The sequence below is a fragment of the Intestinibaculum porci genome (assembly GCF_003925875.1).
Lineage (GTDB): Bacteria > Bacillota_I > Bacilli_A > Erysipelotrichales > Coprobacillaceae > Intestinibaculum > Intestinibaculum porci.
On the sequence record NZ_AP019309.1, the window covers coordinates 1,993,821 to 2,018,902 of the forward strand.

Annotated in this window: 22 protein-coding genes; 6 read left to right on the plus strand and 16 right to left on the minus strand. The window is 39.7% G+C overall.

Annotated features, from left to right (window positions below):
- Positions 1 to 36: 36 nt before the first annotated feature.
- The 4 genes from SG0102_RS09660 to SG0102_RS09675 form a co-directional block, all read right to left on the minus strand.
- A complete protein-coding gene (locus tag SG0102_RS09660; RefSeq protein ID WP_125118209.1) occupies positions 37 to 405 on the minus strand; it encodes a hypothetical protein in 369 nt (122 codons plus the stop codon).
- A 133-nt stretch (positions 406 to 538) separates the two neighbouring features.
- A complete protein-coding gene (tnpB, locus tag SG0102_RS09665; RefSeq protein ID WP_125118210.1) occupies positions 539 to 877 on the minus strand; it encodes an IS66 family insertion sequence element accessory protein TnpB in 339 nt (112 codons plus the stop codon).
- A complete protein-coding gene (locus SG0102_RS09670) occupies positions 870 to 1,265 on the minus strand; it encodes a hypothetical protein (protein ID WP_125118211.1) in 396 nt (131 codons plus the stop codon). Before SG0102_RS09670 ends, tnpB begins: the two co-directional genes overlap by 8 nt.
- A gap of 998 nt (positions 1,266 to 2,263) precedes the next feature.
- Positions 2,264 to 2,989 (minus strand): hypothetical protein, encoded by a 726-nt coding sequence (locus tag SG0102_RS09675; protein WP_125119733.1) that lies wholly within the window; start codon positions 2,987 to 2,989, stop codon positions 2,264 to 2,266.
- A gap of 310 nt (positions 2,990 to 3,299) precedes the next feature.
- Here SG0102_RS09675 and SG0102_RS09680 point away from each other — a divergent pair, with 310 nt between their 5' ends.
- Positions 3,300 to 4,484: an IS110 family RNA-guided transposase gene (locus tag SG0102_RS09680; RefSeq protein ID WP_125119734.1), complete on the plus strand. Its 1,185-nt coding sequence runs from the start codon at positions 3,300 to 3,302 to the stop codon at positions 4,482 to 4,484.
- A gap of 541 nt (positions 4,485 to 5,025) precedes the next feature.
- On the opposite strand, the gene SG0102_RS09685 is transcribed toward SG0102_RS09680, so the two are convergent.
- The 12 genes from SG0102_RS09685 to rpsU form a co-directional block, all read right to left on the minus strand.
- Complete coding sequence (locus tag SG0102_RS09685; RefSeq protein WP_125119735.1) at positions 5,026 to 5,259, minus strand: hypothetical protein; 234 nt, start codon at positions 5,257 to 5,259, stop codon at positions 5,026 to 5,028.
- A gap of 124 nt (positions 5,260 to 5,383) precedes the next feature.
- The gene (locus SG0102_RS09690) at positions 5,384 to 5,923 is read right to left on the minus strand and encodes an Ig-like domain-containing protein (RefSeq protein WP_125119736.1); all 540 of its coding nucleotides are present in this window, start codon (positions 5,921 to 5,923) and stop codon (positions 5,384 to 5,386) included.
- Positions 5,924 to 5,933: 10 nt separating this feature from the next.
- Complete coding sequence (locus tag SG0102_RS09695) at positions 5,934 to 6,770, minus strand: hypothetical protein (protein WP_125119737.1); 837 nt, start codon at positions 6,768 to 6,770, stop codon at positions 5,934 to 5,936.
- Between the two features lie 16 nt (positions 6,771 to 6,786).
- Positions 6,787 to 8,436, minus strand: a complete 1,650-nt coding sequence (locus tag SG0102_RS09700) for a GGDEF domain-containing protein (protein WP_157983022.1) — start codon at positions 8,434 to 8,436, stop codon at positions 6,787 to 6,789.
- 60 nt (positions 8,437 to 8,496) lie between these two features.
- Complete coding sequence (locus SG0102_RS09705; protein WP_125119739.1) at positions 8,497 to 9,078, minus strand: hypothetical protein; 582 nt, start codon at positions 9,076 to 9,078, stop codon at positions 8,497 to 8,499.
- A gap of 84 nt (positions 9,079 to 9,162) precedes the next feature.
- Positions 9,163 to 11,442, minus strand: coding sequence for a DEAD/DEAH box helicase (locus SG0102_RS09710; RefSeq protein ID WP_125119740.1), 2,280 nt, complete (start codon positions 11,440 to 11,442; stop codon positions 9,163 to 9,165).
- Positions 11,443 to 11,453: 11 nt separating this feature from the next.
- Entirely contained in the window at positions 11,454 to 12,767 is a 1,314-nt protein-coding gene (locus tag SG0102_RS09715) for an ATP-binding protein (RefSeq protein WP_125119741.1), read from the minus strand.
- Positions 12,768 to 12,782: 15 nt separating this feature from the next.
- Positions 12,783 to 15,398 (minus strand): tellurite resistance TerB C-terminal domain-containing protein, encoded by a 2,616-nt coding sequence (locus SG0102_RS09720; protein WP_125119742.1) that lies wholly within the window; start codon positions 15,396 to 15,398, stop codon positions 12,783 to 12,785.
- A 61-nt stretch (positions 15,399 to 15,459) separates the two neighbouring features.
- Positions 15,460 to 16,698 (minus strand): dicarboxylate/amino acid:cation symporter, encoded by a 1,239-nt coding sequence (locus tag SG0102_RS09725; RefSeq protein ID WP_125119743.1) that lies wholly within the window; start codon positions 16,696 to 16,698, stop codon positions 15,460 to 15,462.
- Between the two features lie 349 nt (positions 16,699 to 17,047).
- Positions 17,048 to 18,157 (minus strand): CapA family protein, encoded by a 1,110-nt coding sequence (locus SG0102_RS09730; protein ID WP_125119744.1) that lies wholly within the window; start codon positions 18,155 to 18,157, stop codon positions 17,048 to 17,050.
- Entirely contained in the window at positions 18,154 to 19,119 is a 966-nt protein-coding gene (locus SG0102_RS09735) for a PhoH family protein (protein WP_125119745.1), read from the minus strand. Before SG0102_RS09735 ends, SG0102_RS09730 begins: the two co-directional genes overlap by 4 nt.
- A 100-nt stretch (positions 19,120 to 19,219) precedes the next feature.
- Entirely contained in the window at positions 19,220 to 19,405 is a 186-nt protein-coding gene (gene rpsU, locus SG0102_RS09740; protein WP_029070322.1) for a 30S ribosomal protein S21, read from the minus strand.
- Positions 19,406 to 19,782: 377 nt separating this feature from the next.
- Between rpsU and SG0102_RS09745 the strand changes: the two genes are divergently transcribed.
- The 5 genes from SG0102_RS09745 to SG0102_RS09765 all read left to right on the plus strand — a co-directional run bounded on the left by SG0102_RS09745 (position 19,783) and on the right by SG0102_RS09765 (position 24,804).
- Positions 19,783 to 20,628: a hypothetical protein gene (locus SG0102_RS09745; RefSeq protein ID WP_125119746.1), complete on the plus strand. Its 846-nt coding sequence runs from the start codon at positions 19,783 to 19,785 to the stop codon at positions 20,626 to 20,628.
- A gap of 28 nt (positions 20,629 to 20,656) precedes the next feature.
- Positions 20,657 to 20,866 (plus strand): hypothetical protein, encoded by a 210-nt coding sequence (locus SG0102_RS09750; protein WP_125119208.1) that lies wholly within the window; start codon positions 20,657 to 20,659, stop codon positions 20,864 to 20,866.
- The gene (locus SG0102_RS09755; protein ID WP_125119747.1) at positions 20,850 to 22,241 is read left to right on the plus strand and encodes a helix-turn-helix domain-containing protein; all 1,392 of its coding nucleotides are present in this window, start codon (positions 20,850 to 20,852) and stop codon (positions 22,239 to 22,241) included. Before SG0102_RS09750 ends, SG0102_RS09755 begins: the two co-directional genes overlap by 17 nt.
- Before the next feature lie 605 nt (positions 22,242 to 22,846).
- Positions 22,847 to 23,209 carry a hypothetical protein gene (locus tag SG0102_RS09760; RefSeq protein ID WP_125118090.1) on the plus strand — a complete coding sequence of 121 codons (363 nt, stop codon included), beginning with the start codon at positions 22,847 to 22,849 and terminating at the stop codon, positions 23,207 to 23,209.
- A 14-nt stretch (positions 23,210 to 23,223) separates the two neighbouring features.
- On the plus strand, positions 23,224 to 24,804 hold the full coding sequence (locus SG0102_RS09765) for an IS66 family transposase (protein ID WP_125118089.1): 1,581 nt from the start codon (positions 23,224 to 23,226) through the stop codon (positions 24,802 to 24,804).
- Positions 24,805 to 25,082: the final 278 nt, after the last annotated feature.

Consider the following 25,082-nt stretch of genomic DNA (forward strand, 5'->3'; position numbering starts at 1 on the left):
TTAAAATATGCGCTGTCTGCCTTCATAGTGTTACGTTTAGATCTCCTCTGACGATACGGTTAGCTGTCTGATCTCACTAATCAGCTGCTTTAATTTTGTGTTCTGGCTGCTTAATGATTCTATCTGCTTGCGAAGATCAGTGATTAATATCATCTGATCCATATTTTCCTTTTTCAGTCTGGCTAATTCGGCTGACTGTCTCCTCTCGGCAGCTGAAGGTTCTCCGCTCTTTTTCTTCTGTGGACCTTTTTTGCCGGTGGGGACCATTTTGCCGGTTTCGGGATCAATTTTTCCGATCAGCTTTCGCTTGGAGCGAGCCTGCTTCTTTTCAGGATCCCAGTAGCTCTTAGACTCGTAGACATAGGTAATGCCTGTAGTCTTGTTGGTCTGTTTGATGATAGCCATTCCATCACCTCGTCCTATATACTATTATAACACTATGAAGACTAAAATTCAAGATAATAGTGATATTAAGCGAATATAATATCACTATATTGTTCAGTTTTGAATTACCATCAGAGGAGTGATATTTCCTTTATCAGCGCTTATTTATTGTACCATCCAAAGTAAATCCGTCCAACAGTCTTTCGTACTGTTCACGCGTTATATCACGAGCTTCCTGATCATCTCTAGGCCACTGAAAGGCACTTCCTTTTGAAAGTCGGACATAGATAAGAACCCATCCGCCTTCTTCGTAAAGAAGCCCCTTGATACGATCTCTTCTGCCACCGCAGAAAAGATAAATGGTTCCTTTTTCCATCGGATTCATATGATATTCAGCGGCTATAACTGAAGCCAGACCGGTAATGCCTCTGCGCAGATCAGTCTTTCCGGTTCTTATTACAATTCTTTTGATGCCTGTCAGTTCTCTAAGCATTTTTAACCACCGCCATAACTCTTGTCAGCGTTTCTTCATCAAAATGTGAATCAATCTCAATGACAAATCCATTCTTCTGAAGTCTCACTCCTGACGATTTGGAGACGCTATTACCGGTTTGAGGAGAACTGTCATTTAAATCAACAGAATAAAAAGTGCCGTTGCCGTCACCCCGATACGGGTCAATATTATTGTTTTGGCAGCTGCGCTCTGCCAGTGATCTTAAATCACTGTAGGTGCTGATTCCGTGTTTTATCATGAGATCCCTGATAATCTTTTTATAATGTGACAGTGTACTTAAACCAACATTATTTTTGGTACACCATTTAGCTAAGGAAAGACCGCTTTTTCCCTGATTTTCAATAATGCCAGTCCATTTAATGATCATTTTGCAATCCTTTTCCGAAAAATACATATGCAAAAGCCTCCCTATTAGAATAATTTGATACATTAATAATTCTAATAGAAGGCATAACTAATTTCATGGATATTACCTCATACGCTTACATTTGATGCAGTGCTCGCATCAGGTTCTCATGATCTAAAATCTTGTCTGTTAGATTCATTGCTGCTTTCTCCTTCTATAGTAGATTATTTAGAAACATCCCAGCTTCGGTATTTGATCATAGACAAGGTACGCCCTATCCAGCGGATCACCTAACTTGCGGACTATCTAAATATTGCAAATAGTGAATTAGCACTATGTAACATTAGGCCCTTCGATATCTCTATCTACTACAACCTCAGCTGACTTCTAGTGGCAACCTTTTTCGTCCGACGTTCACCCATACTGTTTAAAAGATTCAGGAATTCATCGTCCACTAGATCTCCCTAAAGAGCATTGAGATTTAGGCATCCTTCAAGGATACTCCCTCTCGTACTCGGGGTAAGGACACACATCACATTTGAATCCTCACTAGCTCTGAATTTACCTTACTGATATATACGTCTACCCTTTAGGGCTTTGGCTTGATGTGCAGCCTTACCCAACAGCTAGGCCTAATTCAGTTTCTGTTCGTAGCCACAAGGATTTTGCTACACCGCTTCCTTCATCCATAACATCACTGCTATAAACTTGCGGTTCACTATACTTGGCGGTAGATTCCCGTAGTTGATTTCACATCAACAAGATGTGCGCCATGCCCGGCACACACAGTTAAGGGCGTAATAAACAAACGCCCTTTTAAGTACATAATTAAACAATAACCCATCATGCAAAACCATATAAACATCAGATAAAACGTAAATTTATTTATAAATTAGAGATGACATATCGACATTTAAAAGAAGTAAACTGGCTAAGAGTGAAGGGATACTTAGATGAATTAATTTACGGTTTGACTTTTAATATCAGCGAAATCGGCAAAATATCACAATCAACAAGCTTTATTTTAAAGGTGAATTAATTTGCGGTGTGATGGTTGAGATAATTTGCAGGTCCACATGATATTTCACTAGATTGAAGATATGCGCTGTCAACACCTTGTCGACATTAATGCCCGGCTGAACGACCCAGCAGTCAATTTTCATGGCATCACATAAAGCTTTAAAAAGAGCAGCATAACCGCCACAATCAGCTCTATGATATTTCACTGGCCCATATGAGACCGAGGTATGGTGCTTAATATACTGTTCATAAGAAGCCTGCTTATATACACAACGAGCCGCTAGCGCAAGCTGAATAGCCGTTGGCATCCCTTTTTGCAGCTTAGTATTTACAAACTGTGCCGCATAATCACTGACAGCCTTCTTATGTACTTTCGACATGTTATGATCCCATAACGTTTTTTCTTTCGCAAAAGTCACATGGGAATAGCGCTTTGTAACTCTATTCGATTTTACTTGTCCTGCTTTCACAAAATAGGTATAGGATTTACGATCATCAAGCTTGCGATCCGTGTAATGCGTAGCTTTGGTCGTCGCTATTTTTTTATACGTCTTGCCAGCCTTTCGATAAATGGTGTACGTTTTGCCAAATGCATTCCATTTAAGATCGCAACGATCGGATTTAAAATGACTCGCTTTTAAAGTCGCATTGTAAGCTGATACACTGGACCACGATGTCCCGATCAGCAAAGCACTGATCATGAAACTGATCATTCTCTTCATCATTGATATCCCTTCTGGTATATTCTAATTAGCTCATCTAGCTAATAGGAATATACATTTCCTTTCTATCAACTTTATATACGTAGTTGATTACTGTTTAGAAATAGTATATGTTTGAAAAAGTGAATGTGTATGTGGATTTATATCCCTCCCTGTAGCTTTGACTACTTAAGAAAGTATCATACCGCAGACTTATTCACCAGCAACCATCAGTTAGATGAGTCTTTGAACTCGCATTTCGAACCAGGATTTGCAGATTAAGCCCTGTGGGTTCAACACAGTCACAAAATCTATAATCGAAAGGAACTTAACTATGATTACATCAGGAATTGACATTGGAAAGAATTCCCATGTCATCTCAGTCATTGATCAGGATACAGGCGTTCCGCTAGTCAAGCCGACATCCTTCACCAACAACTTTGAAGGATTCAAGAAGCTCGACAAAATTCTAGAACCGTATTCAGAAAAAAATCTGAGAGTCGGCATGGAAGATACCGGACACTATCACTTCAATCTTCTCCATCATCTTCTTAAAGAAGGATACAGCACGTATCTCATTAACCCTTCAAAGACAGATGCAGAAAGAAAGTTAACCGGAAACATCACAAAAAATGATCAGCAGGATTCAATGCAGATTGCAGATATTCTAGCATATCCAGCAAGAAAGAAGCTTTACCGAAAGGTTGATATGACCTTCTTTTCCATGGACGAGCAGAAAAGTCTTACGCGTCTGCACGCAGATCTTACGGAACAGCTGTGTCCAATAGGCAATAAAATACAGAAGTCGCTGGACATCCTGTTTCCCGAATACAACAGCTTATTTGGCGGCCATTATGGCAAAACCTATATGAAGATCCTTATGACCTTTAAATCAGCCGCTAACATTGCCGAAGCTGACATTACCGATATCAAGGAAGCAATGAAGCATAACGGCCGAGGAAGAGGCGTTAGCTTTACTGCTGAGGACCTCCAGGCACTAGCAAGAAATTCGGTTGCACAGGCAAATAAAGGCGAGGAATACGCCCTTGAGGCCCGACTTGATCAGTACACTGTGGTAGCAGAGCAGCTTGAAAAAGTGGATAAAAAAATAGAAGAGCTGTCAAAAGAAACAAACTCTCCTATGTTAACCATTCCAGGAATTTCACACCTTTCCTGTACCACCATTCTAGCTGAAATACGCTGCATTGGCAACTTCAATTCGGCAGCAAAGCTTACAAAATTTGCAGGAGTAGCTCCAAAGCACTACGAATCAAGCCAGTTTGACGCTAAGCACTGCTCAATATCCAAGAAAGGCAACAAGTATCTGAGAAAGATACTCTATCAGATAATAACGCCTGTCATTAACAATAATAAGGTCTTCAAGGACTACTATGACAAGAAGATCAGCGAAGGAAAGAGCCATAGGTGTGCACAGGGCCACTGCGTAAGAAAGCTTCTCAGGATCATCTTCCACATTCTTGCGACTGGCGAAGGCTTTGATCCAGACAAGCTGAAGTAGACGCTTCAGCTTCTTTGATGTTTTTTACATATCTTTTTTGAAAACTTCGCAAAAAGCTATAGGAGATTTGCATCACAGATTTGTGAATAATCTCGCATACTATTCATTTTTCAAGGTTCTATATACTATTTGTATACTAACTGAAATCAAATAAAATTTTCAAACTTTTTCATAAAACTACTTGATTTTTATATAGTTAGCTTTCTTAAGTTTATTATATACCTTTCCTTTTGTGCCTGGTACAAATAGCGCATGGTCACAAAAATCTTAAGAGCACCTTTTCCATGTTTTCTATGAAAGCGCGTCCAAAAGAGGTTGCTTACAGCAACCCCTTTGATCGTTTTGTTACTCATGTCCTTTTAAAGCCATCTCCATAGGAATATGACGAATTCGGTGATATTCTAAAAAGAGAATACCAATAAGTAAAATTATACCGGCTACAGCTAATAGGATGATGGTAGACAAAGACGTGTCATAAGGTAAAAAACCACTCATTTCATTGCGGACAGCCGCTTCCCACACTTCTTTTAACAGGCGGTCATCAATAATTTGTAAACCATGATGTCAGCTGACTTTGAATGCCTAATGTCTTATGCAGTTTGCTTTGTGTCATAAAAAGACGCAAAGCCCCCTCATAATGATAGACACCTGAGATCTTAAAGGTATAGGTCCGCTTTTTATAGGGCTCCTTGACTTTGAGCGTCATCCCTTTTTTAAGATGATATTTTTGAGCATAAGCGGAAGAGATGTAAACCTGATCTTGGCATAGTTTCAAGTGAACATATTGGCTTTTTGCGACGATCCCATATAAGGCAACCTCATTGAATATGTGTAATATTGCATTTCATGTTCATCAAACGTTAAAACTCGTTAGCATGAATACTAACGAGTAAAGAGAATTATTTCTTTATTGTGATCTGACAAACAGCTTTTTTATGATTTGTGGAATAAGCAGTAATGAAAGTAATGCCTGGTGAAATAGCTTTAATAGAGCCATGAGATAAGATTTGAATATGTTTATTTGAGGCTTTATAAGTTAAAGCCTGATAAGTGGTATTACCAGGATGAAACGTGACTGGTAAGTACTTTGTCTGACCAACTTTGATGGTATGATATTTCTTTTTAAATGTTATTGATTTACAGGCAATAATCTTAGAAACGTTAATCTTCCAGGTAAATAAATGGGTGTGATCACGCGCTGTGATCACTGCTTTACCGGGATGAACGGCATAGAACATGCCTCGATCAATGGATATGATACGGGAATTAGTATTGGTAAAGTGCATCTTTTTGACGTATTGTTTTCCCGCTGCTAACATGTTTTCTCCAACGACCATATGAACATGATAAGTCGGATAACGTTTAAGCTTATGCGCTGAGACAGTAGATATTGAACATACTAAGATCAGTGATAAAAGACATGATAATAATCTTTTCATGCTATATCTCTTAGAGACAACGTCTCATTTGACGATCAAGTTTATGATATGTTTCATAATCTAACTCAGGACATTTTCTTGTCACGTATTTGTAGATTGTCTGGGCATCTTTTCCTAAGGCTAATAAACGGAAGACATGATGCGTTACACTTCTGACATAGTAATCATTACGCTGAGATAATTGACGATAAGTATTCATGAAGTCTAAATAAGGCTGAGACGCATAAAAGCCATAACGCCTATAATCATGGAATAAGGATTGATTAACATCATCTGACTGATTATAAAGATAGAATTCATGAGGAATAGTGCTCACATAATGATCTTCTTCAAAGTGGACATAGTCTTCATCAGGATCAACATTCTTAATCAGAATACGTAAGTCATGACTATTAATACGGACTTTATCAGCCATTACATTGATTAAAGCATCAATAGAAATATCTTCGTAAAGTAATGAGACATATTCCAGCATTGATAAACAATAAGCAGATAACTCTCTTTGGGTTTTCAGCCCTTCATCAACGGCGGCTAAGCGTTCTAATAAATCCTGTGAGATATAAAGATCCTCATTGATCGTGATATAGCCTAAATGGACAAAATGATGTAAAGCATACACTTCCCGTCCTTTGAGTTTTGTATCCCCTCTTGCAATTTTATCAAGTGCGGTAATCGCTAAATCTGGTAAGACGAGATAAGCCTTCATAAAGAAGTCATACTGAATTAATAATGTTAAACAGTCATCAAGAGAAGCCTGATTCAGGATTTTATGGATTAATCTGTTTTGCGCTTTTTCATCTAACTGCTTGAGGACATCTTTTAATGTTGGGACAATGGTAATGTTCATAAAAATTCCTCCTCGTCTATCTGGCGCGATGATGCTGCTGCTTAAAGATATACATATTGGCATCCGCCTGTGCGCGCGCCTGTTCTGGTGTTATACCTTCTTTGCCTTTTGCAATCCCATAAGATAAGGAAAGTGTAAAAGGAAAGAGCTGTTTCTGATTATAAGTATCAATCATCTCTATCATTTTTGCAAGAGCGTCGCTCATATCCTTTTCATGATAGAAGGCCATAATGAATTCATCACCGCCCCAGCGGCCACAAAAGCCATACGTTCGATCAACGGATTCACTAATAATGTGGGCCATCATCTTTAATAACCGATCACCCATTTCATGACCATAACGATCATTGGCCTTTTTCAAATAATCGACGTCCAAGAAGACAATAGCATAGCCCTGCGTTAACTTTTTCATTAATTTTTCACAAAACTGACGGTTAGGAATACCCGTTAAAGAATCAATATATGCAAAATGTTCTAACTGCTTCTTTTCTACCTGCGCCATTACTAAGTCAAGGAACTTTTCAGTATTGCCAATAGTAACTGCGATGAAAAAGATTATTAAAGCAATCGATGATAAATTAATACCCGCCATATTCGCGTAATGAATACGGCCTGGTAATACGCAGTCGGTCATTCCTAAAGCAACGTGGGTAATTATTAATACTGTTGAGAGGATCAGTACATTTGAATAAAAATGCTTTTGCTTGGTCTTTCGACGCTCGCTCGCGGCAACGATCAGCAATATGAGAAAAAGGAAAGCGGCGACGCAATAAATAAGCTGTTCATAATCAACGATGACATGCCCTGTAAGGATCGCCAAAAAATGTAAACCAATGATAAATAAGGCAAAAAACACAGCCGTTATGATATCTATTATATACATCTTCCCTTTTTGATGCAGCGTTGATAAATAAAGAAACAACAAAACGACACCAATATAAAAAGTATAATATTCAATTTGAGCACAAAAGGCATAGTTTTGGAAAAAAATATAGAGTATCCTTTTTTCAGCTAATTGCCAAAGCGATGCTATAAAGACTAACAGACCTAATAAAAAGGTAGAAATCATCTCCCGCTTAGAAATGATGGCGCCAACGACGGATGTGCCCATAATAGAAATACTTCCCATTAGGGTAAAGACAAAAATCAAGGTGACAAGACTATTGCCAATCAAGGGATACAGCCGTGCCCTTGTCACATTCATTAAACGAAAATATGTAAAATGACTCGATCGATCTTTTTCGACATGATGCGCATAAATTGTAATCGTCTTTCCGGCATCTGATGGTAAAAGCGGAATTGTAAAAAGCTGATTACCAATGATATGATGCGGATCCTTTAATGTAAGATTTTTTCCTTGGATAAGATGCTTACCAATCGCAATTTTCACAAGTGAATGTTTTTGGGTAAAGCATAACGCCACACGCTGTGCATTTTTGGGGATTGGTACACGATATATAAAGGTGTCTCCCCGTTTACCAAGAGGAATATCGGTCATCGTATAATTTTTCTGATGATGATTGTGAATCACCTGACAAGTCACTTTGGGATTAAGATTAACCGATGGTATTTGTCCAAACTTTGTGACATGAACGATCAGATTCTGGATGATTAATATTAACATAACGCTGAAAAGAATCAGCTTATATTTTCTTTTTGTTTTCATAAAATCACTACTTCCACATGTCATTATATCACAGTTTTTATGATAAATGGCTATTATGTGTTACTTATGAAGATCTCTAAGCAGCTCATTTACTTTCCTGGCCGTTATCTTCCCTTTGATCTTACGAATATGTCGCTGCTCTTTACGATACTTTTTCGAGTTTTTAGTCAGATGGCGATCCTTCATTGTTTGCGGGGGCTCGTAAGGGTTATTTTTGCGAAAAGCATCATGCGAGATAATGTACTGCAAATAATCGATGATACTCTCTTTATGAACATGCTGACGATGATAATCTTTGATCTTTGTGGCTTCATCAAAATCGGTTGCAAATTCATTATGATGATAAAGACTCAGCTTACGATCACTGGCATAAAGTTTCCAGCGGCTATACCTTGTCATTACATCAATTGTGCCATCTTGATTGTTAAAGTGAAAAGAGAGGTGATAATCATTAACAAAATCATCAATATTTTGACGATCCTGATGGTAATAAGCCATCACCGCTGCGCAATAAGGGCAGTAATGATAATGTTCTTTTAACGCTTCTGCTTCTATAAAGAAAAACGTCTGATGATTGATTTCTTTGACCTTTTCACACTGTGACGTGTGAAAGATCTTTTTCTCTATGTCTCCGATATACATAAACTGCCCCCTTTTATTTATTGTACACCATAAAAAGCGCAAACCCGTAAAAAAACAGACACCTCAAAAAAAGACTTATCAAGGCTAGTTAACAGCCTTGTATAAGTCTTGTGGATAATCATCTTCTACCTGATCTTTTTCTAAATACAATACCTCTTTGACATATTGGATCATTTGCTTAACATCTAAGACGCCATAGGCAAAACCTTTCTTGACGAGTTCATCAGGTAAATAGCGATCATATTTATCAAAGATGGGAACTTCTTTCTCATAGACCAAATCTAACGGATCAAATTCCTTGCAGGCCTCTTCATAGAGAATCTGATAAAATTCTTTCATTGAAACGTCCATTGTAAAAGTTATAAAGTATGGCCGGGAAGAGGATAACTTACGTAAATGGAGACGCTCCCCGCATTTTAATTTAAGGAAACGCTCTAACGCTAAAAAGGCATAAGTGCCAAGCCATGGGAATAAACAGTACATCTTCTTACCCAATGGAATCAAGCTTTGAGCAAGTAATTCCCCATTACGCGCGGTTTCCCTCGCCTGTTTTAAACGGACGACCGCATTAGGACGCAAGTAACGATAAGAGGTATCTTCTAATAAGACCTGTTTCATTCTTAAAAGAATCCTCGTATGAATATCGCCAGGCACATCGCCAAAGTAAGCAGGAATCTTCCCTTTGACCACATGAACATAGACATGATGATGTTCATGATCCACATCATCGACGACCCAGACCCGGCCGGCAATGGCAATCTTTTCACCAATTGGCGGGGGTTTGACGATCGTTCCTAACTCTTTTGAATCAGCGTGGACGCTGTATTCAACATTTTCCTGAAAGACGGCATAAAACTTATAACTATTGACCACGCGTTCTCCCGCTAAGCCAACCATTAACTGCTTATGTTCATCCATTTCGATCATATCGGTCTCTAATAAGTGCCGTAATAACACTTTATAGTCTTCCTGACTGATATTATGAAACGGCGCTAAGGTTAAGATGCGTCTTGCTAAATCACGCGGAGTTAATGGGCCTGATGAAGCGAGTTCGCTCATCGTCTGATGGAAAAGCAAACTAAAAGGCATGCGATCTAAACGCGGCGGTTCGACCCAGCGCTCTTCGATATAAAGCTGTACTAAGGCGATACCTTGAATGAGCGTCCAGGGCACTTTTTCCGGCAGCATGGCCCGGGTTTCGGGATATTCTTCTTGCATCACAAACCACATTTCACTTGGGCTGCCGCGCCTTCCGGTACGGCCCATGCGCTGCAAAAAGCCAGAGACCGTAAAGGGGGCATCAATCTGAAAGGCGCGCTCTAAGCGACCAATATCAATGCCTAATTCGAGCGTCGCGGTGGCACAGGTGGTCATATAGGTATCTTCATCTTTCATCGCCTCTTCGGCGCTTTCGCGATAAGATGTCGATAAGTTGCCATGATGAATGAGAAAACGATCGGGTTCATGTTTGTATTCACAATACAAGCGTAAACTCTGACAAACGGCTTCGCACTCTTCGCGGCTATTAGTAAAGACCAAACACTTTTTCCCGCGGGTATGTTCAAAGATATAGGCCATCGCATCGTTAGCGTTGCGAGGCGCCTGATCGGTGGGTGCTTCAAGCGGTAAAGCTTCGACTTCTTGGCCTTTCGCCGCCTGATCCCCTTCTTTATAAAAATGTTCCATCGATAAACGCCAGCGGGTTTTCTCACCTTGGATTTTAGGAATCTGGGTTTTTCGATCAGTATTTTGCGCTAAGAAGGCCGCCGCTAATTCCGGCTGACCAATGGTCGCCGATAAGCCGATGCGGCGCGGATTGACACCAGCTAAACGCGATAAGCGTTCTAATAAACAAAACGTCTGACCGCCGCGATCACCGCGAAGCAAGCTATGAATTTCATCGATGACAATAAAGCGCAGATCCCCAAAGAGATGAGGAATCTCCATATGTTTCTTTAGCACTAACGCTTCTAAAGATTCCGGGGTGATCTGTAAGACTCCTGCCGGATGTTTAAGCAGTTTCCGCTTTTTACTCGATGAGGCATCCCCATGCCATTTGGTGACGGGAATATGGGCTTCCTCGCAAAGTTCATCTAATCGCTCAAACTGATCATTTATTAAGGCTTTTAAAGGGGCAATATAAAGCACGCCGACAGAAGATGGCGGATCTTCTTCCATTAAAGTTAAAATCGGAAAGAAAGCCGCTTCGGTTTTACCGGAAGCGGTGCCGGCACAAAGTAAGACATGATCATCAGTATTGAAGATGGCCTCCCCGGCCGCCACCTGAATGCCGCGTAAATTTTCCCAGTCATGGCTATAAATATAATCTTGAATAAAAGGCGCATAGCGCTCAAATACATTCATCGAAAGCCCCCTTATAAGGTAAATTCCGCAAAGTCATCATCCTCTTTTGTTTTGTCTTCATCGACAAATAAGGCATGTTCTTCAATAAGGCTTTGAAGGGTCATCTCAGGATGCTGATAAAGAATATCTAACAGTTCAATAAAATCTCGAATCACTTCACGTGGGGTAATATTGGTATCGGCGCCAATGCGAGAATATTCTACCTGAATAAAAGCGGCTAAGTCTTTTTCATCAAGCTTGCATGTATATTTATAGAGACTTTCATGCATCGCTTTGAGTTTTTCCGTTAACACTAACATTTCTTCGGCTTTTAAAGGATCCAGATGAATGACCGGTGCTAACATATCACGCGCCCCTTCTTTCGAAAACTTACCCGCAGCTAAACGCGAACGCAGAGCTTCATAAGAATAAACACCGCGACGCTGATCTTCAATGGCCTGCGGGGTGCCGCACATAATAATGCCTAAATACTTGGCTTTCCCCTGCAAAGTATCATTATACATCGTCAGAATCTTTTCATAGTTATACTGACGAGTGATACTATTAGGGATCTTATAAATATTGACGAGTTCATCGATCATCATCATGAGTCCGCTATAGCCTGCCTGTCTAAAGAAATAAGCGAATAACTTGATATATTCATACCAGTCATCATCAGTAATAATGATATTGACCCCTAATTCTCTTTTGGCCTGCGTTTTCGTTGTATATTCCCCGCGGAACCATTTGATCACTTTGCCTTTGGTGTCATCATCTTCATCGACAAAGGACTGATAATACATCGTTAACAGGCGCGCAAAATCAAAGCCATGAACGAGTTCATTTAAACTGTTAATGACTTCATGAATGCGTTTTTCGACTTCTTTAGAGAAATCACGATGATCATAATCAATCCCGCTTTGGACGACTTCACTGCGGACATTGTTAATCCATTTATCTAGAATCAAGGTTAAGGCTCCGCCTTCGGGCCTTGTTTTAGTGGATAAGTTACGAATTAATTCTTTATAGGTGGCTAACCCTTGCCCTTTGGTCCCTTGTAATCGTCTTTCTGGTGATAAATCTCCATCGACAACGATAAAGCCGCGATCCATCACGTAGTTACGAATAGTCTGTAAAAGGAAGGACTTCCCGGCGCCATAGCGTCCTTCAATAAAGCGAAATGTTGCCCCGCCTTCAGAGATAATATCCACATCATGAAGCAGCGCTTCGATTTCCTGGCGACGGCCAACAGCGATATAAGACAAGCCAATCCGCGGGACAACCCCGCCTTTTAGTGAATTGAGGACCGCCTGAGCGATTCTTTTGGGAATACGTTTTTCTGCCATGTACATCTTCCTTTCTTATGTATGCAAATAATCTTCAAGATCTTCTAAGTAATCTTCCACAACCATCGGCTGGTCATCTTCAAATGTGATGACATTATCACCAATCTCATCAAAGAGACTTTCATTGATCTCTTCCGCTAAAACGGAAGCCATCAAATGATGGGTTTTTAAATAGTCAGAGGCATCCTGCCCTTTCATTAACATTGTCAGGAAAGTAAAAGCCTCTTTACTTAAATGTGTTGGATTGTCAAATGATGCCTCATTTATCTCATCAGCTAGTAAATCTTCTTCATCTTCAATTGATAAGGCCCTCTCTTCTTCGGTTAACAGCTTTTCCGTTGTTATATGGGCATCTTCACGAATCTGCTCAAGCGCACTAAAATCAATGGCAATGGGTTTTGATTGAATGACTGCTTTGGTTTCCTTGGACGGTTTATAAGATGCTAATACCTCTTGAATCATAGAGATCAGCTTTGCTGGTAATTTGCCTTCTTTTAACGGTTTTCCGCGATGATAGATCTTACGTGCCTGATTGTCAATTTCTCTTATTACCGCTGATAGCTTATTCACTTTTATTTTCTGTCTGACAAGGATGGCAAAATCGTCGTCATCAGACTCGTGATAACACGCTTTTAATAAAGGATCAAGAACAATCTCATTCTCTTTGGCATAGTCCTGGGCAAAAAAGAGCGGTGTGAACGGGGCCCGGCGGCTATAAGTGATGGTGATATAAGATAAATACGCTTCCGATGCTTGCAGCTTTTTAAGGCAAGTAAAAAGCAGATCCTGATAAAGTGTATCATGCCCTTTAAAAGCAACGCTGGTGAGATGGGCAACGCCATGGTCTTTCAAACGTTGTAAATAATCTTCTTTTGTATCTTCTTCATGAATATAATAGATCAAACTATCATCACCAGAAAAATAAGTTTGGCGAATGTAAGCACACAGCTTTTCACGATAGGGCTCGCCTAATTGATGATAGAGAATATAGTTCATCGCCAAATGATCAGATACTGTGGGATAGATCCGATATTTTATAATCAGCGGCTGAATCATCTCTATTTCCTGCATGCGCTCTTCTAACGTAAACAAATCAAGATCATTGCAGATTTCGCTGATATACATAACCCCATAGCCATAGCTAAACAAACGTTCATCATGATGCTTACGAAAGGCATCACGTAAATAGTAATATGTTAACCACTGCGCATACGTGAAATAATCAATAGTGAAGGGAGATTTGAAATCCGCTTTGACGAGCTCAGGCATACGATGAGGCACATAATCCACTAACGCTTTGCCCACAAATAAGAAACGTTGCGCTCTGCTCATCCCTTTGCTTAAACGTAAAGCTTCTTCTAAGACGCGCGGCACAAAGACCCGCGGCATGCGAAAAGTGCGATCTTCTAGCGGATAAACATACACATAATCTTCGCTCAGGAAATGATCAATCGCTGGTGCAAGCGCGCCATGCAGCATCTGATGCGCATGATAAGAGCGTATATCTTCCTGAATCTCTTTGATGCAGGTTGTGAGTTTTTCCTGGTTGAGCACAAAGTGTGTGATGAAACACTGCCTCCCCTTGATTTGATAGCTTGTATTCTTTTCATAATACGTCTGATGATAGGGATGATTGATTGGCAAGTACAGACTGCCGGGAAAAAGCGTATACGCTTCTTCTTTCTCGGCAATACAGCTTTTCGCTAATGCTGGCTTGAGATACCAAAAGAGCATTTTATTATTGTTTAACACTTTCTGCGATAAGCCATATTTCACTAAGACGCCTTCATAAAGCTGATCGTCAGAGGTCTCTTTATAAAGGATCCCAAGATCACCATCTAAGATTTGTAAAGACCCTACACTGCCTGGATTATAGACCATCTTATAATCATGCACCAGGCGAATAAAATACACATCTTTAAAAAAGTCTGCTAAGCTTTCTAAATGATCTAAAACATACATGTGATCTTTATTGATCAGACCATTGATGAGTTCACAGGCAAACAGCTTCGCATAATTAAGATCACGCTGATGATACATTTCTTTCATAAAATTTGAACGCAAACGATAGTAAGTATCAATCTCATCATCATTCATTTCCTGTAAGGATTTAAAAGCGGATAACGGCGCTGCGACCTGTCTTCTGGGGCGATAGCTTTTCATCGCTCTGGCTTGATCAACAAAGTTTCGCGCTTCTGATTTGGACGTGGAATACATTGCATGCATCTGACTAATACGGCGATTTTTCATCACAGGCAGCTTCACATCATGATAGCCATCGATGATGGTTTCTTTCATCGCCATCGGCATCCCGCTTTGATGTGAATAAGGCGCATAAGCCTGCTTGATCAAAGCAATGATTTGTGATGAATCAGCGCTCAAATCAATACCAACCCAATCCATAGAATGCATCTGATGGGGAGCAGTGCAAGGAGGCGTGCCAATGAGATGGCGCCCTTCTCCTTGGAGTTTGAGATCAAAGTATTCATGATTCCCTACCTTCATAAGTAAACCTAGCCAATGATGTTCTGGTGATAAAAAAACACCATAAGAAGGAAAACGAGGGAGTTCATAACTAATGGTGCCATGTAAGGTCTTTTCAATATATGTGATGATATGATCGATTGTCATAGGACCCCTCCTTCGTTTTTTTCATTATAGCACAAAAAAGAGGACCATTGAATGTCCTCTCTTAACAATCTGCGTAAGCCATTTCCTTCGCCTTCGCACGGGCTTTCTGTAAGTGTGACACAATGATCGCACAAGAAGCATCGCCAGTAATATTTAAAGTGGTACGACCCATATCGAAGATACGATCGACGCCAGCCACTAAGGCAATACCCGCTACAGGTAAGCCGACTGACTGTAAGACCATCGCTAACATGACCATCCCCGCGCCAGGTACCCCAGCCGTGCCAATAGACGCTAAGGTCGCCGTTAAGACAATGGTGATCATCTGACCAAAGGTTAAGTTAATGCCGAAACATGAAGCGATGAAAACTGCACAGACACCCTGATAGATGGCTGTTCCATCCATATTAATGGTTGCCCCTAATGGTAAGACGAAAGATGTAACTTCTTTCGAAGCGCCTAACTTTTCTGCACATTCCATATTGAGCGGCAGCGTCCCTACGGAAGAAGCACTTGAGAAGGCAAATAACATTGCTGGCAGCATTCCTTTGAAAAATTCTAATGGACTTAATCCGCCAGCGGCGCGGACAGCCATCGAGTAAACAACCACAGCATGAATCGCAAAACAAAGGTAAGCCACCAATAAGACTTTGGCTAAAGAGCCGATGACAACAGCGCCATTTTCCGCAATAACCGGACAAAGCAAACAGAAGACACCAATTGGTGATAAGTGTAAGATCATATCCATACACTTCATAAAGATTTCATTGAGCACATCAATCGCTTTGATAGCTGGCTCAGCTTTTTCCCCTACTAAGATAATCGCAAAGCCAATAATTAACGCCATGACAATGACCTGTAACATGTTGTTGTTCACCATTGGTGAGATAAAGTTATCTGGGAAGATATTGACGATTGTTGACATTAATGAAGGCGCTTTAGAAGCGGTATACGATAAATTGCCCGTCGCGAGTTTTGGGAAAAAGCCCTTCGCTAAATTGGCAATGACTAAACCGATGGTTGTCGCACAAGCGGTTGTTAAAGTGTAGTAAAGTACAGCGGTTCCCCCGATTTTGCCGACTTTACGAATATCCTTCATCGAAACAACCCCTGCCATAATCGAGAATAAAACGATTGGCACAACGATAAACTTCACTAAGTTTAAGAAGATCGTTCCAAAAGGTTTAATGTAGTTATTGGCGATCGCAGCCTGATTTTGCATGAGCAGACCAACAATAATCGCCAGTACTAAGGCAATGAAAATTTGCCCTGCAAGTGGTAACTTTCTTAACTTTTTCATGTAAACTCTCCTTTAAATACTGTGCTATTATGGCATAGTTTGAAGTTATTTACAAGAAAATTATCATAAAAAGAAGGGTTTATTAAATTATGAAATCTTTTATTCACTTTTGTATTTAAAGAAAAATGAATCGATGAATTGTCTTAAGATCGTAAAAAGCCGAATCGCTTCGGCTTTTTACTGATATGACTCAATTGTGTTCGGCTAATCCAGCGCACTGAGCGAAGCACCGTTTCTGAAACGCGTAGGCTCACGACTCCCAGCCTCACTCAATGTACTGGGCATCTCTATGCTTTATAGTATAGAGCTTGCACCTGTATATGTCAATAATATTTTATTATATTGATAATTATCTTACATTCCCATCATTCTTGAATCCTACCCCTAAAGACTTGGAATAGCTATTCATATGGTGAATGATCCGCGTTTTTTCGGCGCCTGAGACAATCGTTGGCTGATAATCATTTTTATAGGTGACAGATGATAAACGACATGGAATCATTTTTAACTGTTTGTCTTTTATCAGTTTGCCATCTTTAAAATGGAACGTCTTCTGTAAAATCATCGTTTCTTTATCTTTAGGATTGGTATTTCCGCCAAAGCAGAAGTTTCCTAAAGAATAAGCAATATAAGCCCCTTTATAGCGTTCTACCCCCTGTAAGACATGAGGATGATGACCAAGTACTAAACTTGCTCCCTGGTTGATCGCATAATGGCCTAAATCTTTCTGTAAAGATGTTAAGCTATGGGTCCCTTCAATCCCGCCATGCATGCTCACGACAATAGCATTGGTCTTTTGCGCCTTACATTTTTTAACCCCATCTCTGATCAAGCGTTTCGCATAAGGCATCGATCCAAATGGCATCGCCTGGTTAAAATCAACGGAGATAAAACCTAGCTTCACCCCTTTGACCTGATAAACACCCACATGTTCAAAAGAGGCATAAGTCATCTGATAGTCTTTAAATGCTTTTAAGGTATCGCTATAACTCTTTTGTCCATAATCCTTACAATGGTTATTAGCAAAGGACGCAACGTCAATATGACCTTTCTTTAAAATGTCCATATATTTAGCGGGTCCTTTAAAAGTAAAGGCTTTTTTCATTGGCGTCGCCACATTCGTTAATGTGCCTTCAAAGTTAACCACACTGACATCATCTTTCGCAAAGACAGGGGCAACCTTTTTCAAGAAATAAGAAGAACCATAACGATCATAATAAGCTGGCAAAGTGCGACTGTAGGATTGTTTCGGATCTTTTCCTAAGGTGGTATCACCCGCTGCTGATAACGTAATATAGACATCCTTACTTGCTTTTTTCACTGTTTTTGCTTGACGCGTCACTGTTTTGACCTTTGTCGGCGTTTCTTTCGCCACCGTTTTTTGCTCATTTTGACAGCCTACAACGCCGCTGCATACTAACGCTAAGGCAACGCTTTTCATGGCTAATCCTTTAATCATTCCTGATCCCTTCTTTCTTCTTTTTCTGCTTCTTCATAACGGCGAATAATTCTCGCTACCACCGGATGACGCACGACATCAGTGGCTGACAGGAAGACAAATTTAATCCCTTTCACGCCTTTTAATAACGCCACCGCGCGACGAAGTCCGCTGCGCACGCCATGAGGTAAATCGATCTGCGTAATATCCCCCGTAACGATCATCTTAGAATTAAAACCTAAACGGGTTAAGAACATCTTCATCTGATTATCCGTCGTATTCTGCGCTTCATCTAAGATGACATATGCATCTTCAAGAGTACGGCCACGCATATAAGCTAATGGGGCAATTTCGATAATGCCTTTTTCAATCATCCGTTCAGTTGTCTCCTGCCCTAACATATCATAGAGGGCATCATAGAGCGGTCTTAAATACGGATCGATCTTTTCTTTTAAATCACCTGGTAAAAAGCCTAAAGATTCCCCGGCCTCTACCGCTGGTCTGGTTAAAATAATCTTTTTGACCTGATTATTCTTTAATGCCTGCACGGCAAAAACGACCGCCATATATGTTTTCCCGGTTCCAGCCGGACCAATTGCAAAGACCACATCATGGTCTTTTAAAGCATAGTAATACTCTTTCTGACCAATGGTTTTTGGGGTGATAACTTTGCCTGTGACGGTGCGCGCAATCTTTAACGTATAGAGCTGATCCATCTCATCTAAGGATGATGTTTTCGATAACCCAATCGTATACATAATATCTTTCGTTGAGATACGCACATGTTTCTTGGTCATCTCTAATAAGCGATGAATGACCTTTTCCAACTGTTCATTACTTTCAGAAATATGCAGTTCATCCCCGCGGATGACTAAGTCAACATGAAATTCATCTTCCAGAAGGGCTAAATGTTCTTCATTAGGGCCGCCAAAGGTCTGAATTTCTTCCATAGTATAATCTTCTAATTTTATGATTTTTTCCATTAACACACTCACCTTTTCATATCTCTATTTTACAATGGTTCAAGGATAGTCGTCAATTTCTTTCCAAAACAAAAGGAGCCCCGCAAGGCTCCAAATGTTTTTATCTTCTTCTTCTTTTCTGATTTTTTCTAGCAGCTTCTGATTTCATTTTTCTTTTTAAACCAGGCTTTACATAGAATTCTCTCTTACGAGCTTCAGCAAGGGTTCCTGTTCTAGATACCTGTCTTTTGAAACGACGTAAAGCATCATCTAGAGATTCGTTTTCTCTTACTACTGTCTTTGCCATTGAACTTTCCCCCCTTTACTCATAAAGTACAACGAGATTATACGCGAAGTCAAATCGAATTGCAAGCATTTTAAACTATTTATAAAAAATATTTGCGTTTTCGTCAATTGATTTTCGAAATTCCAGTTAGATATTTCTAACGTGAATTCTATCATTCACTTATTAATCCTTATGTTTTTTATGAATTTAGTTATTCAGTTATTTTAAAATGTGATAAAATTATCATGATATTAAAGTGTTAAACTAAATTCGATTTGGAGGTAAGGACAAAAAAAGATGATGAGTTAACGCCCTGGAAAAGCTTCTCATCATCTGTCCAACAAGACAATATGATAGTAATACACACCACGCCTGTTTTCAAGTATAAAAGTTTAAATATGCATTTATGTGATGGTTCCTTTTCCTTCAATGATAAGATTTCCTCATGCTTCAAAGAGCTCATTAGAAATTCTTCTAGTGCAGAGCAGAAGCCTGAGCACGTCTTTCCTGACTGCGCAAATAACCACTTATGGAACAATAACTTTTCCGTTGCCCTTTTAGTGCGCTCTGATAACAGATTCTTTTTCAGACTGGTTAAAAAGCTTTATGAAGCTTGCCTTTCATCAACTGAACTTGCTTATGACATCATGCTTTTCATCAACGCCACCTATTCATATATCATGAACACCTTCTCTGCAGAGGATATTGTGAGAACAATACCCGATTTTTCTGATGAGAACGCACATGACTGGATAAAATTCGGGCATTACAAGAAGATCGTAAACATTAACGATACTCCTTATGAATTTCAGCTTCAGCGCATCTACTCCAAAAGCCTTCATAAAACTCATGCCGTGTTTCCGCTGGGAATTATCCCTTTTATGCGTGAAAACCTTTTTGATATCCTTCTATACCTGCATCAGATCTTTCACGGCGACAGCAGCCTTGAGGATTTTCATGGTCGGCTTAGAGCACTCCTGGAATATCTTTATGCAACCCCTAAGATCAATAAAATGAGTGATAATTTGCTTTCTAATCTTATATGCTCATTTATCGCTGATCACTTCAAAGATTTCTATCAAAACAGTTTCATGACCGTTACTAAAGGTCTCACCAAAGATTGCGTAAAAAACAGCTTCCTCCGCGATGATGTTGCCTGCCCATTACCAACATGGGAAAAATGTGAATCCTCCCTGACGGTGTTAAACTTCTTTGTAAAGAAGCGGGAAACCGCCAAAAAATAGAAAAAATATCAAGGAGGTGGCATTAAACATGTCAAATATCACAAAGAAGGCGGCTATTAAGAACGATAGCCGAGAAATCAATGGGACTATGCGCCCTTCGAAAGGCAAAAAACGTTGCAGAAAGCTTTCAGAAGTCGAAGAGGACGCATTAATGAGAAGACTCTATCCCTACACATTAATTGATTACTGCTACCAAACAGTAATGCAGGAAGGTGATAAGAATGGAAAGAGCCGCTAAAAAGCCCATAGGATATCAGAAGCACATAACTTATGAGCTTCGAGAAAAGATTGAAGCAGGTCTCAAGAGCGGCCTTAATAAGGCCCAAATTGCCAAGACCATTCATAAAGATCCAACTACCGTCGCTAAGGAAATTCGGAATCACAGAACTCCTTCAGGATCGCCAAGCAAGGCACCCTTTGACTGCGCCAACTACAAAAAGTGCACAAGAGGACGGGAGTGCAGAACCAGCCATGAGGTGTTCATGGAATGCACTGACTACACCCTGTTTAAATGCAATCAAAGGGACAGATCACCGGGCGTCTGCAACGGCTGCACCAAAGCCCCCAGCTGCAGATTCTCAAAATACTACTACAGAGCAGATGTGGCCCAAAGAGCATACGAATATATGCTTAGGGATTCGAGAATGGGCTTCAACCTCACCTATTCAGAGGCTCAGTGGATGGCTGATATCATCAAGCCTGAGCTTGAACAGGGCAAGTCACCGTATGCAATTCTTAACGAGCATCCTGAGCTCAAAATTTCCGAAAAGTGCCTGTACAACTATATTGAGCAGGGTGCATTTGAACAGTTTGGAATCAATAGCCTGGCGCTCAGAAACCAGGTAAAGAGAAGAAAGATGCCTAAGGTACGCGCTAACCAGTACAGAAAGCGCAAGGACAGCGGCTATTTAACCGGAAGAACATTCAAGGACTTTCTTGAATACAACCCCCTTGTGGCCGCACAGTACAGCATCAATCATAGCGTTAAGCTCTATGATGGTGCAGAACGGCCTGATAGCGAGCAGGCAATTGATCATCCTGTCGGCTATATCCTTATGGATACCGTTTATAATGATGTTTCTAACGGCCCGTTTATTCAGACTTTTAAGATCATGCCAGGCGGTGTATTTCTTGCCGTCTATCATGATGAAAAAACAGCTGAGGAGATGGTGAATGGCCTTGACTATATTGAAAAGCTGCTTGGCCCGGATGTATTTATTAATAATATAGGGTCTATCCTGACTGACAGAGGCAGTGAATTCTCGCTGGCCGATGAATTCGAAGACAGAGAGTCAGGAACATGCCGAATCTTCTACTGTGATGCGATGCATTCAAATCAGAAGGGATCACTTGAGAACGAGCATCTTGTTTTAAGATATATCTGCCCTAAGAAAAAGGATCTCCGCAAGCTTGGGCTTGTAAGTCAGGAGGCCCTTAACAGAGCCGTTAATAATATCAACTCCTACTCCCGCAAGCTCTATGGCGGCAGAAGTCTCTATGAAAACACGGCTTTCATGATGCCGGAGATCTATGAGGCTCTAAAGTGCAAAGGCTATAGCCAAATCGATAAAGACAAGGTGGAGTTAAAGCCTTCAGTTTTAAAGAAAAAGTAATCAAAAAAATGTGGAAATAAGTCCTTGAGTCTCTATATTAATTTGGGGTTTTGGCTAGCTTTAAAAGTTTTTGGGGTTATGTTCTCAAAGACTTTTTTCTTTTACAGCTGCGGTTTATGTTTTTGGGGTGCCTGAAATTTGATATACTTGAGATATAGAACAGCAAAATCAAATTGCTCAGTTTATCAAATTCCTAAGAAAGGCAAAAAAAGATGAAAGCCCATTAAGTTGACCACTTAGCTTTCATCTGTCCAATAAGAACAATATGAGTATAATACAAAGACCTAAAAAAAGCAAACCTTTTCCTCCATCTGAATACATGAAAAGTTACTATTCACAGTGCTGAAAGATTAAAAATTGAATAATGTCTTTATTTAGGGGTATATCCATATATGGGATACCCTTTTATTATAACTTTTAAAGTGATTTATAGTCATGTATTAACAATTCAAGTGTCTTATTCCTGACAACCAAAAAAGTATTCTCTTTTTCTTGATAATTTCAGCAAACATAGTCTCTAATAAATTTAAATTATATGTAAATTACTATTTATTTTAAGCTAGTTATATGATATACTGTATATAGTAACAAGGGGGTGAGAAAAGATGGCAATTGTTTATGTGACAAACAAGAAAACTGGCAAGAAATATGCTTATGAATCTGTTTCAGTTTGGAATCCTGAGCTCAAACAGCCTAGAGCAAAACGCAAATACCTTGGCGTTGTAGACGAGGAAACTGGAGAAATTATTCCTTCAAGCAAAAAGCGAGGGAGAAAGCCTAATCCTGATAAAAATACAGCTGAAAATGAAGAAAAAGCAAGCGGCAGAAGAACCTATAAAAAGATGGTTGAGGATATGCAAAAAATTATTGCAAGCAGAGATGATGAGATCAAACAGCTTAAGGCGGCTAATAGAAAGCTTACCAGCAAGATCAATAGAATTGAATCAATTCTTAATAATGATGATTAACAAGGAGTAAATCAATGGATTCTTTAGGAACACTATCAGTAAAATATGATAAAGCATGCAAAAAGATTGGTGACCTTAAAACAAGACTTTACGATTGTAATGAAGAACTGAAATCCAAAAAACAGAAGCTTGAATACAGGGATAACAGAATCGCAAAATTAAAGCAGCTTTGTCTTGAAAAAGATGAAATGATTAGAAATCTTAATGATGAAATTAACAGACTGAAAGACAAGATTGAATATCTTAATGCCATAAGCAATCATGACTCAACTACCGTTGGTATTCCTACTGCGTCTACTCCTATAGGAAAAGCAAAATATAACTCAAGCATCAATTCCAGAGAGCCTACTGACAGAAAAATTGGAGGTCAGCCAGGACATTCTAAAAGTGAACTCGGTATTCCTGATGATATTGACGAAGAAATTGAATATGTGGCAGATGATGCAACTGAGTGTCCGAAATGTGGTTCTCATGAACTTGTTTTCACCGGCAAAACTAAAGCTGTATATGAGAAAACTATTAGCATCAAGCCTATAAACCTCAAAAAGGTTTTCTATCAATACAAATGCGGAAGCTGCGGGACTACATTTTTTCTTGGCCTGAAGCCTAATGAAAGATCAGCCTGTCACTATGGGACGGCAGTACAGGCCGTTGGCTTATCGCTAATGAATACCTGCAATGTTCCTATTAACAAGGTTAAAACCTTTTTTGAGGGGATCACAAACGGAGAAATAAGTCCGTCAGAAGGCTACCTTGCAAAACTTCCTATGATTGCATCAAAAAAGTTATCTGAGTTCCGTATAGTTTTAAAGAATCTAATGCTCCAAAGAACTCTCGTATATTGGGATGACACTGTTATCAATATTAATACAAAGAAAGGCTGCCTGCGCTTTTACGGAGATGAAACACTCTCATATTATACGGCTCATGAGAAGAAAGATCTTGAAGGGATTGAAGAAGACAAAGTCCTAACACTACTCACTGAAGAGCAAAAAACGATGCATGATCACAATAAAGTGAACTATAACGCTAAATTCAAGTTTGGCAACCTTGAATGCAATCAGCACCTTCAGCGTGACCTCAAAAAAATCGCTATTGATACAAAACATGATGAGCTTATGGAACTGAAAGATCTTATTTCCGATACCATCCACAAACGCAAAGAAGCCATAAACAAGGGAGAGACTCGCTTTAGTGATGAATTTATTGAAAACTTTAACAAAAAAGTTAATGATATACTCAACCGAGCGGAAAAGAGAAACAAAAAAGATTATGATGCATACTTTGGAAGATCCGAGAAGACGCTAATTAAGCGTATACGTGATTATTATGATAATTACTTTGCTTGGGTAAATGATTTCACTCTTCCGACAACCAATAATTGCGCAGAACGCGGACTTAGAGTCGTAAAAAGCCATATGCGATCATCAGGACAGTTCCAAAATATTCAAAACGCTCAGTATTACGCAGATGCCAAAACGTATATAGAAACCTGCAGGAAAAACGGAATAAATGAGATCTATGCAATGATACGACTTTATGAAGGTGATCCAATAACGGTAAAAGAAATATTCTCAGGGGAAGATCTCTCCTGAGAATCGACAAACCGTTATAATGGTGGAATAAGGTATCATAGCCATTACCTGAAATCAGATTTAACATCATGCTTCATTTCGCTGTGTATACATTTTACATACCTCTTTACTACAATTAAAACAAGGCCGTATCACGGGCACCGTTCCGTGCTCTTTTTAGGTACAACTTTATATATCAACTATATCTAACCGTGAATAGTAACCATGAAAATAATCGCCAGACTTAATGTCCTAAAGCTTTTAGGAAAGCTATATAACGACACCTTCACTGTGTTTGG